The sequence below is a fragment of the Auraticoccus monumenti genome, from assembly GCF_900101785.1.
GTDB classification, from domain to species: Bacteria; Actinomycetota; Actinomycetes; order Propionibacteriales; family Propionibacteriaceae; genus Auraticoccus; species Auraticoccus monumenti.
On the sequence record NZ_LT629688.1, the window covers coordinates 4428830 to 4444512 of the forward strand.

The 15683-nt window shown below is 69.3% G+C and carries 12 protein-coding genes; 4 read left to right on the forward strand and 8 right to left on the reverse strand.

The window, feature by feature from the left end:
* Nucleotides 1–9 precede the first annotated feature (9 nt).
* Both pstB and BLT52_RS20510 read left to right on the forward strand, forming a co-directional pair.
* Nucleotides 10–789 (forward strand): phosphate ABC transporter ATP-binding protein PstB, encoded by a 780-nt coding sequence (gene pstB, locus BLT52_RS20505; protein WP_090596085.1) that lies wholly within the window; start codon nucleotides 10–12, stop codon nucleotides 787–789.
* A 130-nt stretch (nucleotides 790–919) separates the two neighbouring features.
* Entirely contained in the window at nucleotides 920–1885 is a 966-nt protein-coding gene (locus BLT52_RS20510; protein ID WP_157677278.1) for a DUF2510 domain-containing protein, read from the forward strand.
* 50 nt (nucleotides 1886–1935) lie between these two features.
* Here the strand turns inward: BLT52_RS20510 and BLT52_RS20515 are convergent, their stop codons facing one another.
* From BLT52_RS20515 to mgrA, 5 genes are all read right to left on the reverse strand, one after another.
* Nucleotides 1936–3066 (reverse strand): phosphotransferase, encoded by a 1131-nt coding sequence (locus BLT52_RS20515; RefSeq protein WP_157677280.1) that lies wholly within the window; start codon nucleotides 3064–3066, stop codon nucleotides 1936–1938.
* 181 nt (nucleotides 3067–3247) lie between these two features.
* Nucleotides 3248–4030 (reverse strand): hypothetical protein, encoded by a 783-nt coding sequence (locus BLT52_RS20520; RefSeq protein ID WP_090596090.1) that lies wholly within the window; start codon nucleotides 4028–4030, stop codon nucleotides 3248–3250.
* A gap of 1 nt (nucleotide 4031) precedes the next feature.
* Nucleotides 4032–5903: a M15 family metallopeptidase gene (locus BLT52_RS20525; RefSeq protein WP_157677282.1), complete on the reverse strand. Its 1872-nt coding sequence runs from the start codon at nucleotides 5901–5903 to the stop codon at nucleotides 4032–4034.
* 108 nt (nucleotides 5904–6011) lie between these two features.
* The gene (locus BLT52_RS20530; RefSeq protein WP_157677284.1) at nucleotides 6012–7064 is read right to left on the reverse strand and encodes a glycoside hydrolase family 3 N-terminal domain-containing protein; all 1053 of its coding nucleotides are present in this window, start codon (nucleotides 7062–7064) and stop codon (nucleotides 6012–6014) included.
* A gap of 230 nt (nucleotides 7065–7294) precedes the next feature.
* The gene (gene mgrA / locus BLT52_RS20535) at nucleotides 7295–8311 is read right to left on the reverse strand and encodes an L-glyceraldehyde 3-phosphate reductase (protein WP_090596094.1); all 1017 of its coding nucleotides are present in this window, start codon (nucleotides 8309–8311) and stop codon (nucleotides 7295–7297) included.
* A gap of 492 nt (nucleotides 8312–8803) precedes the next feature.
* Between mgrA and BLT52_RS20540 the strand changes: the two genes are divergently transcribed.
* Together BLT52_RS20540 and BLT52_RS20545 are read left to right on the forward strand one after the other, a co-directional pair.
* The gene (locus BLT52_RS20540; RefSeq protein ID WP_090596096.1) at nucleotides 8804–10579 is read left to right on the forward strand and encodes a polysaccharide biosynthesis protein; all 1776 of its coding nucleotides are present in this window, start codon (nucleotides 8804–8806) and stop codon (nucleotides 10577–10579) included.
* A 184-nt stretch (nucleotides 10580–10763) separates the two neighbouring features.
* Nucleotides 10764–11926, forward strand: a protein-coding gene (locus BLT52_RS20545) for an IS3 family transposase (RefSeq protein WP_172804088.1) whose coding sequence is annotated in 2 segments (ribosomal slippage) — nucleotides 10764–11042 and nucleotides 11045–11926 — 1161 coding nt in all. Because the reading frame shifts where the segments join, the coding sequence is not laid out codon by codon here.
* A gap of 162 nt (nucleotides 11927–12088) precedes the next feature.
* On the opposite strand, the gene BLT52_RS20550 is transcribed toward BLT52_RS20545, so the two are convergent.
* Genes BLT52_RS20550 through wzy form a run of 3 tightly spaced genes read right to left on the reverse strand, consistent with a single transcriptional unit; the run spans nucleotide 12089 to nucleotide 15680 of the window.
* Entirely contained in the window at nucleotides 12089–13696 is a 1608-nt protein-coding gene (locus tag BLT52_RS20550; protein ID WP_157677286.1) for a hypothetical protein, read from the reverse strand.
* Nucleotides 13697–13755: 59 nt separating this feature from the next.
* Nucleotides 13756–14334, reverse strand: a complete 579-nt coding sequence (locus tag BLT52_RS20555) for an acyltransferase (RefSeq protein WP_090596100.1) — start codon at nucleotides 14332–14334, stop codon at nucleotides 13756–13758.
* Entirely contained in the window at nucleotides 14331–15680 is a 1350-nt protein-coding gene (gene wzy, locus BLT52_RS20560) for an O-antigen polysaccharide polymerase Wzy (protein ID WP_157677288.1), read from the reverse strand. The genes BLT52_RS20555 and wzy overlap by 4 nt, the downstream gene beginning before the upstream one ends.
* Nucleotides 15681–15683: the final 3 nt, after the last annotated feature.

Below are 15683 nucleotides of genomic sequence, written 5' to 3' on the forward strand. Positions count from 1 at the left end.
AACCACGACATGTCCAAGAGCATCGAAGCGATCGACCTCGACGTGTACTACGGCTCGTTCCTGGCCGTGGAGGGCGTCAACGTCCGCATCGAGCCGCGCACCGTGACCGCCTTCATCGGCCCCTCCGGCTGCGGCAAGACCACCTTCCTGCGGACCATGAACCGCATGCACGAGGTGCTGCCCAACGCCACCGTGAAGGGCCAGCTGCTGCTGGACGCGGAGGACATCTACGCCAGCGGTGTGGACCCGGTCCGGGTCCGCTCCAAGGTGGGCATGGTCTTCCAGCGCCCCAACCCCTTCCCCACCATGAGCATCCGCGACAACGTGCTCGCCGGCTTCAAGCTCAACGGGATCCGGATGGGTCGGGCCCAGGCCGAGGAGATCACCGAGCGCTCCCTCAAGGGCGCCAACCTCTGGAACGAGGTCAAGGACCGCCTCGACAAGCCGGGTTCGGGTCTCTCCGGTGGTCAGCAGCAGCGGCTCTGCATCGCCCGCACCATCGCCGTCCAGCCCGAGGTCATCCTGATGGACGAGCCGTGCTCGGCGCTGGACCCCATCTCGACCCTGGCCGTGGAGGACCTGATCGGTGACCTGAAGGAGCACTTCACCATCGTCATCGTCACCCACAACATGCAGCAGGCCTCGCGGGTCTCGGACAAGACCGCTTTTTTCAACATCGCCGGGACCGGCAAGCCGGGCAAGCTGATCGAGTTCGACTACACCGACAAGATCTTCTCGAACCCGAACGAGCAGTCCACCGAGGACTACATCACCGGCCGCTTCGGCTGATCCAGCGCACGACCGCCGTCCAGGACGCGGTCTGCACCCGGCGGGGGCTCGGGCCCCCGGCACGGTGCAGGCCGCGTCCTGCTGTCGCTGGGCGGGTCGTGGCGCTCCCCCGCGCTCCTAGACTGCTGCCGTGAGCAATCCTTCTGCTGGTTGGTTCCCCGACCCGGGCGGCCAGCCGGGCATGTTCCGCTACTGGGACGGCTCGGCGTGGTCGGCGGCGCTGTCGCCGACCCCGAACGCGGCACCGCCCTCGCAGGGCCTCGTGCCCGGGGCCGCCAGCCCGGGCAGCCAGCCGCTGGGGCGCCAGGGCGGCGTCCCCGGCCAGCATCAGGGCCACGGTCAGCAGCAGGGCCACGGCCAGCACGGCGGCTACCCCGGGCAGCCGCAGACCAGGCGAGCCGGCAAGGGCTGGCTGGTGGCCCTGGTGGCGGTGGGCCTCGTGGTCGTGGTCCTCGTCGCCCTCGGCATCCGCGCGGTCTCCCAGGTGGCCGGTGGCGGTACGGGAGGGGGCGGGAACCCGGGTGGTCAGCCCACCCAGCAGATCTGCCCCGAGGAGTCGCAGGTGAGTGCCTCCCCCGAGCAGCGCCCGGCCGACGGACGGGTCTACGGCGGCGCCCTCTCCTACCCCGTGCTCCCCCCGCCCTGGGAGGCACCCGCGGGGGACAACCGGGTCCCCTTCGGCCGGGACGTGATGAGCCAGGTCGCCGACGTCGAGCCCTACCCCCAGGGTCGCTGGGTGGCCAGCGTGCTGGTGGGTGAGCTGATCGCCGGGGACGGGTTCTTCACCCCCGAGCAGGGCGCGGAGATCGTGGTCGAGTGCGTGGTGGGCGTCTTCTACGGCGAGAACACCCAGGTCGAGCGCGACGACCAGGTCAGCGAGGCCACCACCCTCGACGGGAAGGACGCGTGGCTGGTGGAGTCCCACCTCACCTTCGACATCCCGGACCTGGAGACCAAGGGCGAGACGCTCATCCTGATGATCGTCGCCACCGGGGACGCCACCGCCAGCCTCTTCTACGCCTCGATCCCCGACACCAGCCCGCAGTTCATGCAGCCGGCCCGCGACGCCCTGGCCGAGCTGCGCGTCGAGGAGTAGCCCGGCACTCGGGCCGGCTGGTGTCGGTGCGGCTCCCGGTCCGGGCGCCCTCAGCCGGTCAGGACGTCGACCAGCCGGACGGCGGTGCGCAGACCGCGCGCCGCGTGCTCACCACGACCGCGGCTGACCGACCTCGCGTGACGCGGGCGCCACTCGCCGAGGAAGACCAGCAGGGCGGCCGCCACCTGGAGGGGCCACGGGAGCGCTCCGGTCGACTCCATCCGGGTGCGCAGCGTCGCGGCGCACCCGAGCTCACCGGCGAACACGACGGGGTCGGGGGCGGAGCGGATCACCTTGGCCACGTCGTGGGCCACGTGGCGCCGTGCGGCGAACTCCCAGTCCACCAGCGCCAGCCCGCCGTCGGGCATCCGCAGCATGTTGCCCACGCTGGGGTCGCCGTGGGTGACGCCGACGGTGAGCCCGCGCCCGTCACCGAGCAGCGCGACCACGCGCGCGGTCAGGGCTCCGGCGTCCACGTCGGCGGGCCAGCCACCCGGGGGCGGGTCGGCCACCAGCGCCGTCCAGCCGGCGAGGGCGCGGTCGCGCTGACCCGCTCGCAGCGGCAGGTGGCGGGTGCCGGTGCGGATCCAGGTCTCCTGCAGCAGCTGGACCGCCTCCGCCAGCGCGTCACCGGTGCCCTCCAGCGGCACGGGATGACCGTCCAGCATCTCCTCCACCGCCCAGTCCAGCCGGACGGTCCCGTGGTCCAGGGCGCCGACGTCGAGCACCCGCGGCACCACCAGCGGGATCTGCCCGACGAGGGTGGCCTGCAGCTCCAGCCCGGCCACCAGCGGGTTGGGCACGCCTGGCTGGCGACGCTGCTGCACGACCACCGAGCGCCGCTCACCGGCGGGTCGCTCGGCGAGCAGGAAGCCACGGAAGCGGAAGGCGTCGTCGGAGCGGCGCGGGCCGGGAAGGAGGACGTCGAGCCCGCAGCCGCTGGACCGCCGGGGCTCCGCGCTCGGGGTCAGCACCGACTCGGCGGTCCAGCGGTGCAGGAAGAGCGGGTGCCGTGACCAGGGGCCGGCGGCCACGGACTCGATGAAGACGGCACCCTCCCCGACCAGGAACCCCCGCGACCGCGGCCACAGCCGACGCCGTCGGGGTACCTCGCTGCTGCGGCGCGCCACGGCCGTGCCCCAGTCCAGGGCGGTCTCGACGTCGGTCGGCGTGAGCGGCATCTCCTCATCGTGACCGGCCAACATGAAGGCGGGCGGCCGTTCTTCTTCATCTTGCGGCGCCGCCCGGCCCCCCTCCTCGGCCCCCACCGCTGGACCCGCGCCCCGGCCGGACCTGACCGCCGGCCGCCCCGGCGCCCCGGCCGGTCCAGGCGCCCCGGCCGGTCCAGGTCGGGGGACCCTCTCAGCCGGCCAGCTCCTCGGCCAGACCGCGCAGCTGCTGGACGTCGGCGGCCCCGTCGTCGTTGACGATCAGCAGCAGCACCCGGTCATCGTTCTGCACCACGAGCTCCGACCACCGCTCGGGGCCGTAGCCGCGCCGACCCGCGTACCACTGCTCCTCCTCGGCCAGCGGCTCGGTGACCAGCGGGGCCTCCCCCTCGTGGGGGCATCCCAGCAGGAGCCCGCGGTAGGCCCCGGCGTAGCCGCGGGCGGCGTCCTCGTCGTCGAAGGACATCAGCAGCCCGTTGCCGGGCCGCCCCCGGCCGTCGAGGTAGGTGGCGGCCAGGGCGGCGGTGGGGACGTCCTCCTCCGGCGCCTCCGCGCCGCACCGGGGTGCCGCCTCCCAGGCCGCCTGCTCGGCGTCCACGGCGTGCGTCCAGGTGCCGTTGGGGACGTACTCCCCCTCCGCCGGCTCCCGCTCCTCGGCGGTGAAGCCGAGCACCTCGCGGGGCAGGTCGTCCTGGCCCAGGTCCCCGGCGGTGGACGGCGCCGCCTCGGTGGGCCGGGGTGGGGGCTCGCGGTCCGGCGGCGGGGTGGCCGAACCGGCGCCGGTGCTGGGCGCGGCCGTCGGCTCGGTGGCGGTCGGGTCGCCGGCCGTCGGGTCGCCGGCACCGGTGGCCGTAGGCCCCCCGGTAGGCGTGCTCGACGGCGTCGGGGTCACCGTCGGGGGTGATCCGGCACCGCAGCCGGTGAGCACGAGCGCGGCAGCGGCCACCACCAGCGCACGGGCCGCCCGGACCCTCACCTCAGTTCTTCTCGAAGTGGTGGTAGTCCCGGCTGGCCCAGCGGCCGCCCCAGAACCAGCCCCGCTTCTCCAGCGCCCGCACCATGGTGCTGTCGGTGCGGTGGATGGCCGGGTGCTCCTTGGGCCGGTTCAACCCGGCGCCGAGGATGTACCTGGTCCCGTTGGACGGCCACCACGTCCCGCGGGCGTCGCGGTAGGGGTTCTGCACCGTGTTGATGTCGACGGCGATGCCGTAGGAGTGCGGCGAGACGGCGTAGGGGTTGCCGACCACGGAGCGGCAGTTGAAGCCCGAGGTGTTGTTGGCGTACATCATGTCCGGGTCGTCGCCCTTCCAGACGTTCGGGTTGTCCATCCGGTTGATCCGGTACCCGGCCTCGTAGGCCTCCTCGAAGGCCTTCACCACGCCGTCGACCACGGAGCTGCGGACGATCATCACCCCGCGCTCGGCCCGACCGGAGTAGTTCCAGTAGGTCATGGTGATGGTGCGCAGGCTGGACGGGCCGACCGGGCACCCGGAGCGGTAGGTGTGCTCCACCTGCGCCCGGGTGGTGCTCTTCACGACGGGACGGAAGGCCGGCGTAGCCCAGGTGCCGCGGCCGGGCTTCCACTCGATCTTGCCGTACTGGAAGTACTGCCAGCAGCCGCCGTCGTTGCAGCGCTCGTCGGAGGTCGGGTAGCCGAGGATGCCGCGCTCCCAGCTGTAGCTCCCCCACTCGCGCCGGATGCCTCCGGTGCTCCAGTGGGCTCCGGTGTCGCTCGACCAGTGCACCGAGCCGCCCTGGAAGCTCTGGTAACAGCCGCTGCGGACCAGGCCGCAGCGCTCGTCGGTGGTCGGGTAGCCGAGCTTGCCGCGCTCGTAGCCCTGCCGACCCCAGGCGTCGCGGATCCCACCGCGCGTCCAGTGGGCGCCGGTGTCGGGCGACCAGTGGATCTGGCGCCGCTGGAAGCTCTGGTAGCAGCCGCGGCCGGGCAGCCCGCAGCGCTCGTCGTGCTGGGGGAAGCCGAAGGCGCCGGTGGACCCGCCGTCCACGAACGTGCTCAGCATCGCGCCGATGACGGTGTGCGCGCCGGTGTCGGAGGACCAGTAGATGCGGCCGTTCTCGTAGGCGGCCCACCGCCCGCTCGTCGTGGTCCGCTCCGCGCCCACCTGCGTGCCCAACGGCCCCTTGGCGCCACCGGTGGACTGGTACTTGACCTGGATCGGGCTGAGCGCGCGGGTGCTGGAGCGGGTGTCCTCCCGGGTCGTCTGGGGGGCGGCGGACGTCACCTCCGGGTCCGTCGGCTCGTCGACCGGGGCGGACGGGACCGACGGCGAGGAGGGCTGCGGCGAGGTCGAGGGGGCGGCGCTCGCCGAGGGCGACGGGTCGGCCGACGGGCTGGGGTCGGCGGAGGCGCCGGGCGTGGCCGGCGGGGTGGGACCGGCCGCCGGGCAGCCCTCGAGGGCCAGGGTCTCCACCACCGAGGTGGTCACGGCGGTGCCGTCGGAGCGGACGGCGGACACGACGAGGTCGACGTCGAGGGCGCAGTCCTGCACGGGCTCGGCGTCGGCGGCCAGCTCGGCGGTGCAGGTGAGCGGGCTCCCGGCTCCGAGCGGGCCGTCGGCGCACACCACGTCGGTGGCCGCGAGACCGCTGCCGGAGTCACCTGCCGAGACGAGGACGTCGGTCAGCCGCTCGGCGGTGGTGCTGAGGCCCAGCTCGACGCGGACCACCGCGTCGGTCCCCGCGGCCGGGTCGGCGGGGACCAGCTCGCCGCGGGCGGTGGCCTCCAGCTCGCCGTCGACCGCGTCGGCGCCCGGCGCGCCGGACACGGTCACCGCTGCAGCCAGGAGCAGGGCGGCTGCCAGAGCCGACACCCTCCGCGTCCACGTCATGGTCTCTCCTTCGTCGGCGCCGGTGGCCGTCATCGTACGTACGTCTCAGCGACCTGGGCGGTTGCCTCCAGGTGAACGTTGGCCCTCGGCGCCGCTCGCGTCAACGTCTCAGCCCTCGCAGTCGGCGAGTCCGCGCCCGGCCTTGAGGCTCAGCACCCGGGCGACGTGCTCGGGCAGCGCCTCGGCCAGCTCGGGGTCGTCCTCGGCTGCCTCCAGCAGACCCCGCACCATCGGCTCGACCGTGGTGGGGTCGGCGGTGATGGCCAGGTCGCCACCGGCCCGTACGAAGTCGACCAGCCGACGCTCGACCGGGGTGCCGGCGACCGCCTCGGCCACCCCCATGTCGTCGCTCACCACGACGCCCTCGAACCCCAGCCGGTCCCGCAGCAGGTCGTCGACCACGGCCTCGGAGAACACCGCCTGGGAGTCGGGGGCGATCTCGGTGTAGGTGACGGTGGAGACCATCACCGCGTCCACCCCCTCCTCCACCGCGGCGGCGAAGGGCTCGACCTCGGGGCCGTCGGCGGTGGTCGTGGAGTCGACCACGTCGGCGGTGAAGTCGGTGTTGCCCTCGACCGCGCCGATGCCCGGGAAGTGCTTGACGCTGGTGGCGACGTCGGCGGCGTCCATGCCGCGGACGAAGGCCCGGACCAGCGCCGAGACCTCGTCGGGGTCGGAGCCGTAGCCGCGGCCCAGCTGGCCGATCGGCGCGTTGGTGTCCTCGGTGCCCGCCGGCACCACGTCGGCGACGGGTGCGAGGTCGAGGTCGACCCCGGCGTCGGCCAGCTCCCCACCCCAGTCCTCCGCCGCCGACTCCAGCCCGTCAGCGCCCAGCCCGGCCTGCTCGCTGGCCGGGGGCATCTCGCTGAACCCCGGGCCCTGCAGCCGCTGGACCTGCCCACCCTCCTGGTCGGCGGCGACCAGCGTGCGGACCCCGTCGGGGGTCTGCAGCTCCTCGCGGACCCGGTCAGTGAGCGCGCGGACCGTCTCGACCCCGTTCGTGGTGTTCTCCAGCAGCAGGATGGAGCTGATGTGGTGCCCGTCGAGCTGGTCGACGACGCCGGCGGAGGCTGGCTGGTTGGCGGAGATGCCGACCATCAGCAGCTGGCCCGCCTGCTCCTCGGGGCCCATCGCCGCCGCGAGGTCGCGACAGGTCACCACGTCGCCGCTCGTCGGCGCGCTCGGCGAGGGTGCGGAGCCCGACGGGACGGGGCTGGCGGGCGCGGTGCTCGCCCCGGTCCCCGAGCTCGCCGACCCGCCCGTCGAGGGGTCCGACGGGGCCTGCGGCGAGGGAGCCGACGACGGTCCCGCCGGCGCGCAGGCCACCGCCAGCACCAGGGGCACCGCAGCAGCGAGCACCGCCACCGGTCGTCGTGGGCGTCGCCCCACGGTCACCTGCGGCTACCGAAGGCCGCGCTGTGGCGGTCGATGGTGGCCAGCTCGTCCTCGGAGAACTCCAGCTTCGAGCCGGCCGCCAGGCTGTCCTCGAGCTGGGCGACGCTGGAGGCGCCGATCAGGGCCGAGGTCACCCGGGCGTCACGGAGCACCCAGGAGATGGCCATCTGGGCCAGGCTCTGCCCGCGGGCGGAGGCCACCTCGTCCAGGGCGCGCAGCGAGGTGATGTTCTCCTCGTCGAGCAGCCGCGGGTCCAGGGACTTGCCCTGGGTGGCCCGCGAGCCCTCGGGGACGCCGTCGAGGTAGCGGCTGGTGAGCAGCCCCTGGGCCAGCGGGGAGAAGGCGATGATGCCCATCCCCTCCTCGTCGGCGGCCTCGACCAGCTCGGGCTCGATCCAGCGGTTGATGATGGAGTAGGAGGGCTGGTGGATCAGCAGCGGCGTGCCCAGCTCGCGGGCGATCGCGGCGGCGGCGCGGGTCTGCTCGGCGGAGTAGGAGGAGATGCCGACGTAGCGCGTCTTCCCCTGCCGGACGGCCGTGTCCAGGGCCGACATGGTCTCCTCCACGGGCGTCTCGGGGTCGGGACGGTGGTGGTAGAAGATGTCCACGTGCTGCAGCCGCATCCGGCGCAGCGACTGCTCCAGGGAGTCCAGCAGGTACTTCCGCGATCCCCACTCCCCGTACGGGCCGGGCCTCATGTCATAGCCGGCCTTGGTGGAGATCACCAGCTCGTCGCGGAGCGGGCGGAGGTCCTCCTCGTAGATGCGCCCGAAGTTGGTCTCGGCCGAGCCGTAGGGCGGGCCGTAGTTGTTGGCCAGGTCGAAGTGCGTGACGCCGAGGTCGAACGCGCGACGCAGCATGTCGCGCATGGTCTGCAGGGGGCGGTCGTCGCCAAAGTTGTGCCACAGTCCGAGGGAGACGGCGGGCAGCTTGAGACCGCTGCGGCCGACGCGGCGGTAGGGCATCGGCCCGTAGCGGTCGGCGGCCGGGGTGTACGAGGGCTGGATCGGCATGACGCTGAGTCTAGGGACGGCCGCTGACAGGACCGTGTACGGTCTGCCCCTGGTCCGGGCAGGCCCACCAGGGTTGCGACGACGTGCCCGGTGGTGGTCCTGCCGGCGCAGTCGGGGCCGAGCATGGCGAACGCGCTGCCGGGGCGTTGCCGAGATCGGCCCCTTCCGGCCCGACCGCGGACCGTGGCGGCCATGCCGGCCCCTGTGGGAGCCGCCGGTCCTGCTCGCCGACCACCCTCCGTAGCAGCTGGCCCGTGCCCGACGACCGCGTCCGAGTCGTCTGCGGCCGCCGATCATCTGCAACTCCGAGGCAGCAGGTCCTCGCGGGGCTCGGGCGAGCAGAGGGCACGACTCCGAGTGCGGTACCCGGTGCGGGAAAAGGTAGAGGCCGACCTCCCTCCGAAGGAGATGGCCACTGATGAAACCGGACCGATTGTGGGGTAATGTTTGAGCGTTCTCGGGGGAACACGAAAGTGTGACCAAGGAGAACTGATGCCTGTTTTCGCCTCGACCCGGGACGTCGTGCTCCGTCGCGCTGTTCTGGCGCTCTTCGACGCCACCTGCTGGTTCATCGCCACCGTCGCCCTGGTGGGTGCCCGTTACGACTTCGCCATCAACGAGGTGCAGTGGGGAGCGGTGCTCGTCTACGCGGCGACGGTGATGCTGCTCCAAGTCGCAGGGGGGGCCGCGCTCCAGCTCTACCGGGGCCGTTTCCCGATCGGGAGCTTCGACGAGGCTCTCCACCTCGGGGCACTGGTCCTGGCCATCGCCCTCGTCGTAGGCATGGCGTTCCTGCTGCTGGTGACGGAGTTCCCACGCGGGCTCGCGGTCTCAGTGCCCCCCGGAGCCCTGATGCTGATGGCGACGGCACGGTGGGCCTACCGCGCTCTCCGGGAGTTCCAGCACCCCCAGGCCGGGGGCACCCGTGACCGTGCCCTCCTGTACGGCGCCGGGGACCTGAGCGCCCACCTCCTGAGGCTGATGGACCACTCGCCCAACCCGCCCTTCGACGTGGTGGGCCTGATCGACGACGATCCCGCCAAGCGCTGGTTGAGGCTGTCCGGACGGAGGGTGCTGGGCACCGGCCAGGAGCTCGGCCGACTCGCTCACTCCTCGGGCGCCACCCACGTCGTCCTGGCCATCGGGGGGGACGACAAGGACCTGCTCCGGAGCATCTCCGAGACCGTCGACGCGCACGGCCTCAAGCTGTTGACGCTCCCGGCGTTCCAGAGGCTCGGCGAGAAGCAACCGCAGCTGGAGAACCTGCACGAGGTCGACGTCACCGATCTCCTCGGCCGCGGCCAGGTGGACACCGACCTCACCGCCATCGCGGACTACCTCAGCAACCGGGTCGTGCTGATCACCGGCGCCGGTGGCTCCATCGGTTCCGAGATCGCCCGACAGGTGCATGCGTTCGGGCCCAAGGAACTGGTCCTGCTGGACCGCGACGAGTCCGCGCTGCACGGGGTGCAGCTGTCGATCTACGGACAGGGTCTGCTCGACACCCCCGACATGGTCCTCTGCGACATCCGCGACGCGGAGGCGCTGGAGCGGGTCTTCGAGGCGCACAAGCCCGACGTGGTCTTCCACGCAGCAGCGCTGAAGCACCTCCCGATGCTCGAGCAGTACCCTGACGAGGGCTGGAAGACGAACGTCCTGGGCACGTTGAACGTGCTCGACGGCGCTTATCGCCACGGGGCGAGCCACGTCGTCAACATCTCGACCGACAAGGCCGCCGACCCGACCAGCGTCCTGGGCAAGACCAAGCGCATCGCTGAAGAGCTGACGGCGTGGTACGCCGACGCGGGCCTCGGCACCTTCCTCTCGGTGCGGTTCGGCAACGTGCTCGGCTCACGCGGGTCAATGCTTCATACCTTCACCAACCAAATTCGTCAAGGGGGACCCGTCACCGTCACCCACCCCGACGTAACGCGCTACTTCATGACCATCCGAGAGGCCTGCCAACTCACCATCCAAGCCGGAGCGATTGGGCAGGACGGCGAAGTGCTCGTACTAGATATGGGGACCCCGGTGAGCATCCTGGAGGTCGCTGAACGCCTCATCGCCAAGTCCGGCAAGGACGTCGAGATCGTGTTCACCGGTCTTCGGTCAGGCGAGAAGTTGCACGAGGTGTTGTTCAACCGCCAAGAGTCGGGAACGCCTAGTGCTCACCCACTGATCAGCCGGGTGGACGTGCCAGCGCGGCACCCCAGCGAGGTGTTGGACCAGCCGCTGACACTGCTCAGCACCGGATCGCTGACACCATAAGCCGTTGCGTGGGGCTACGATCTCGAGGTGGTTATCAGGTGGTCCAGCTCGGTCCGCTGTACTCCTTGCGCACCGAGAGTCTCGGGACGAACATCGCGTGAGGCACCATCTATCGGGGTCTGCTGCACGAGTAGGTGACATCTGATCTGTGGTGCCAGAGGGCACCGCTGGAAGGATGTGCACTGTGCCCAGACCCCACCCCAAGGAGTTCCGTGACGATGTCATGGCGGTGGCCCGCCGCGGCGAGGCTCCAATCGCCGAGATCGCCCGAGACTTCGGCATCAGCGAGTCCTGCCTGCGGAACTGGCTCGCCAAGGCCGACGCCGAGGACGGCCACCCACCGGGCGCGACCTCGACAGACTCGGCCGAGCTGAAAGAGCTGCGCCGTCGCAATCGGCTGCTGGAGCAGGAGAACGAGGTCCTGCGCCGGGCTGCGGCCTACCTGTCTCAGGCGAACCTGCCGGGAAAATGATGTACCCGCTCGTCCGCGAGCTCGCCGCCGACGGGATCCCCGTCACGGTGACGTGCCGGGTACTCAAACTCGCCCGCCAGCCCTACTACCGCTGGCTCGCTGCACCGATCACGCCCCGCATGCTCCAACAGGCCCACCTGGCCAACGCGTTGTTCGACGCCCACCGCGACGACCCGGAGTTCGGTCACCGGCTCCTCGGTGACGAAGCCCGCGCTTGGGGTCACCGAGCCTGTGACCGGACAGTGTGGCGGATTTGCTCGACCAACCGCTGGTGGAGCGTGCTCGGGAAGAAGCGTGGAGCCAACGGCAAGAAGCCCGGCCCGCCGGCCCACGACGACCTGGTCCGGCGCGAGTTCACCGCGGCCGCTGCGAACAGGCTGTGGTTGACCGACATCACCGAGCACCCCCCGGGCGAGGGCAAGCTCTACCTCTGCGCGATCAAGGACGTGTTCTCGGGCCGGATCGTCGGCTACTCCATGAGCAGCCGGATGAGGTCCCAGCTGGCCGTGGACGCGCTTGCCTCAGCAGTGGCCCGCCGCGGCGGTGGGGTGAACGGCTGCGTCGTCCACTCCGACCGTGGGTCGCAGTTCCGTTCCCGACGCTTCCTAGACGAGCTGCGCCGCCACCACCTGGTCGGGTCGATGGGCCAGGTCGCCTCCGCCGGTGACAACGCGGCGATGGAGTCCTTCTTCTCACTGCTGCAGAAGAACGTGCTGGACCGGCGCTGCTGGGCCACCCGTGCCGAGCTACGCCTGGCCATCATCACCTGGATCGAGAAGACCTACCACCGCCGCCGACGACAAGCCCGCCTGGGTGGACTGACCCCGACCGAGTACGAGACCATCAACAGCACTCAGGTCGCACTCGCCGCCTGAGAACCACTGTCACCTATCGGTGCAGCAGACCCTCGGTCGGACCTCGCGGTCTGACCAGGACTGCCTCAAATTGGTCGACGATCGCGGCGTGCGGGGCCCGCGTGACGGACGAGCCACACTGGGCTCAATCGACACTCCCGGGGATGCGTCGCCGTGTCACCGCTAGGGTGAGAGGCGCCAGCCCGACCCGAGGTCGTAGGAGGTGATCGACGACGGTTCTACGGACGTGGTACCCACGGTGCAGAACTCTTGGCAACTACCGGTGGCAGAGATTGCATAGGAAAGCACTGCAGGCCGCCGCTGATCGACAACAGCATTGCCCGTGAGTTCGACGCGTACATTCCCGGCGCCCTGGATGACCACGGCTGCAGCGCCGCCGTCTGAAGTCGTGCTTGATGTCAGCAGATGATCGCCGCTGAAAGTCAGCTCATTCCCGTCGATCCTTGACGGACCGTCGGACCAGGGAAGTAAACGGACATTGATGGCGATCGATGAGCTGGGCGAATCGACGACTGTATTGTCCTGAATGCGCAGCCCCCGCACACTCATCGTTCGTCGGTTCGCCTGCCACAAGCTGATGCCAGCCTCCTGCGGCTCGGGGGCGATCGATCCCCACGGGCGAGCACCGGTGAACGCGATGTGGTTGCGAGCCACCACTAGTGAATCGATCGCGCTGTCACTACCCGGCTCAAGAGCAACTCCCGCGCAGAACAACGCCTCCTGGAGATCTGGCCTCCGACAGATATCGGTGTTTATCAGAATGTGATTGTCCGTGATCGAGACTTCTCTCAACGCCGCAGTGCGCTGCACCGGGCCCATCTGCCTAGACCAGAGATACAGCCCTATCGCCACGTCCGAGATATGATTATCTCGGACCATCTGCCTATCTGACCTCGAGGCCACGCCCGTGAGGTTCATCGCCTTGAGGTAGCCGCTCACGACGTTGTCCGCAATCAGGAAATCACTTCCGTGTGTCTCGATGGCGGTGTGCGCCCCGTTGGCGCCAGATGACGTCGCCGTGAAGATATTTCCTACGATCTCTATTCGTTCGCCGGTGGCGTAGATGCTGGAGTGATCAAAGTCCCAGGCCCCACCACCGATGCCCAGAAAACGCGACTGTCTAATAACAACGTCGCTGACCGAACCGGCGGGGCCGCTTGTCACCACCACGTTGCGCGAGCGCGCATCGAAGAACGAACAATCATCGACGAGCACGCGGCGGCCAGTCGGGATGTTGATGACGAACCTTGCCAGCCGTCCATCACTACCGAAACTTGCCAGACTAGTCAGGGGGTTGGCCCGGCTATTCTGATCGAAGTTCAGCCCGTGCAGCGCGAGATCGGTCGCCTGCTGTCGCGGGTCGACATACAAGATGCTGTGATAGTCACCTTGACGATCTCGGAGCTTCAGCGTGCTTGTCCCTGGGTTAGCGGCGCGCATCCCGACTCCCGTGCGAAGGATGATCGCGACCTTCGTAGTGCGATCCACCGAGAGCTCGAACACACCCGACGCAAGCAGCACCCACCCTCCGCCAGCTGCGGCCGCTCGGTCTATCGCCGTCTGGATGGCAGCGGTGTCATCCAGGCCGTCGTCGGCTACGGCGCCAGCCTCGCCTGCCGAGAAAGTCGCGGACAAGATGGTCGGTAGAGACGGAGCGACTGGCTCAACGACAATCTGGTCGGCCAGTCGGCCAGGCGAGGGCCCTGCCGAGGACAGCCCCAGGAGGATGGACATCGTGATCACGACGAGCAGCACTGAACGTGCAGGCACGTGCAAGCCCCTCCGGCGGACCCGGGCTGCACACGCCTGCTTTCGCCGCATGCGACCCATCAATCTGTCGAAAGGTGCGCCAGGTGCCAGCTGCGTTTTTCCTCGAAGCTCATGCCTTTAGTAGGTTGTGCTCGCCCGTGCAGTGACGCGCGGTATTCCTCAACCGACTTGAGTCGACGCGCGGGCACCCCTCCCACCACGGATCCGGCAGGCACGTCGCGAGACACGACAGCCCCCGCTGCGACAACCGAGTTCCGCCCCACATGCACCCCAGGAAGCAGAATGGCTCGCAGGCCGATAAACACATTATCCTCCACGACGATGCCGGCAACGACATCCATCTGAGGCTCATCGTCACGAAAAATCCAAACACCGCCATCGTGCGTTACGAAGCGCACGCCCTCCGTGATGGTTACATGATTTCCAATCCGGATCAGGTAGGGTTCAGAACCGAACGTCGCTCGCGACACCGCCAGAAACCGACAACGATCCCCTACAGCTACGCCTAGCCCACGCGCCCAACGGACGGGGTCGGCCCGAATCTGCAGCCGGTCCGAGAGCGCCCGCACCGCAGGCCGCATCACCCGCACGGGAAGAACCTTGCTAAGAGCGCTGACAATCAAATCGGCAGCATTCATCGTGGCCCCATCGAACGACGGCCCCGGCCGTGTGTCGAGCGCAGAAGACCGAGCAAGTAGGCGGCCCCTACGATTCCTATTCCTGCCGCAGCCCACGCCGGCAGGGGCGCGAACGAGTTACGAATGTGCATCAGCACCAGCACGGCAACTAGCCCGCTGAGGGCGACGCCCAGCGGCGACCTGGGATGTCGAAAGATCAGTCCCATCAGCGCACCAACCACCATCATGACTGCCCCGACGCCGACGAGCCCCCCGTTGTGGTGAGCTTCGGCGATGACCGAACCGCCAATCGCTCCCTCTCGTCGCGAGATCTCTACATTCATCAGACGCTCATCGTCCAGGGCCGGCGGTACGGGCAGCCCAAGCAACCCACGTAACTGACGGTCGACCGGTGCAAGGTAGGTAGCTCCGTGAAGATACGGTTGCTGGCCGTATTCGTGCCAGCGCACCGACGCAACCAGGGGCCGAATCGAGTAACCCATCTCCTCGATAGCACCCACTGGAGACGACACTACTTGCGACACGTTGCTGACGCCCTGCACCCGAACCTGACCAACAAAGGAGATAGCGATCAGTGCGAGAGCGGCCACCCCCCAGAACACCCGTGCTCGCCATAATCGGTGACTGCAACCCAGTACCCCGATAACCGCGACTGCCGGAAACAGGACCTCACCCCGGAGCCCGATCAAAAAAGCCGGGACTGCGAACAGTGCGAACGCCACGACTGCAGCCTTGGCGGTACCCCGCTGAAGATCAAGCGCGGCAAAGGTCACCCCAAGCGACATTGCCAAGTAAACCCATGGAAGTGGCGCAAGACTGGTACTGGCGAGGTAGGTCAGGTAAGAGCCCAGGAAGAAGAGCATTCCGGCGTTCGATAGACTGAACACAAACCAAAGGAACACCGAAGCGACAGTCAGGCAAGCTCCTACATCGACGATTCCAGCGCGGAAAGCGAGCCGCCGCCCGGTTACTTCCTTCTCCTCCGAACCCGCCGCACCAGCGGTTGGCAGCAGCCGACTTGCCGCGTAGCCAATGCCATAGCAGGCGATCGCTATACACACCAGGTACCCGGCCCGGTTGGCGACGACGTCGCTGAACCAATTCGAGCTTGGATGCTGCAGCGCGTCGGGCAACCTGCCGAACAGCGCTGGTGACAGGAACAGCCCTGAGTGGAAAACTATCAGCACCAGGAGGTACAGGAACGGAAAGCCCCAGGTTCCCCTCGGGTCGGAGCGACACACCATCACCGCAATGACGACCTCACTAACAATCACGATCACAGCCACCTGCCGCAGGCGAAGTTCTGTGAACTCATCACCGAAGAGCAGCAAGACGATCAGCCACACGGT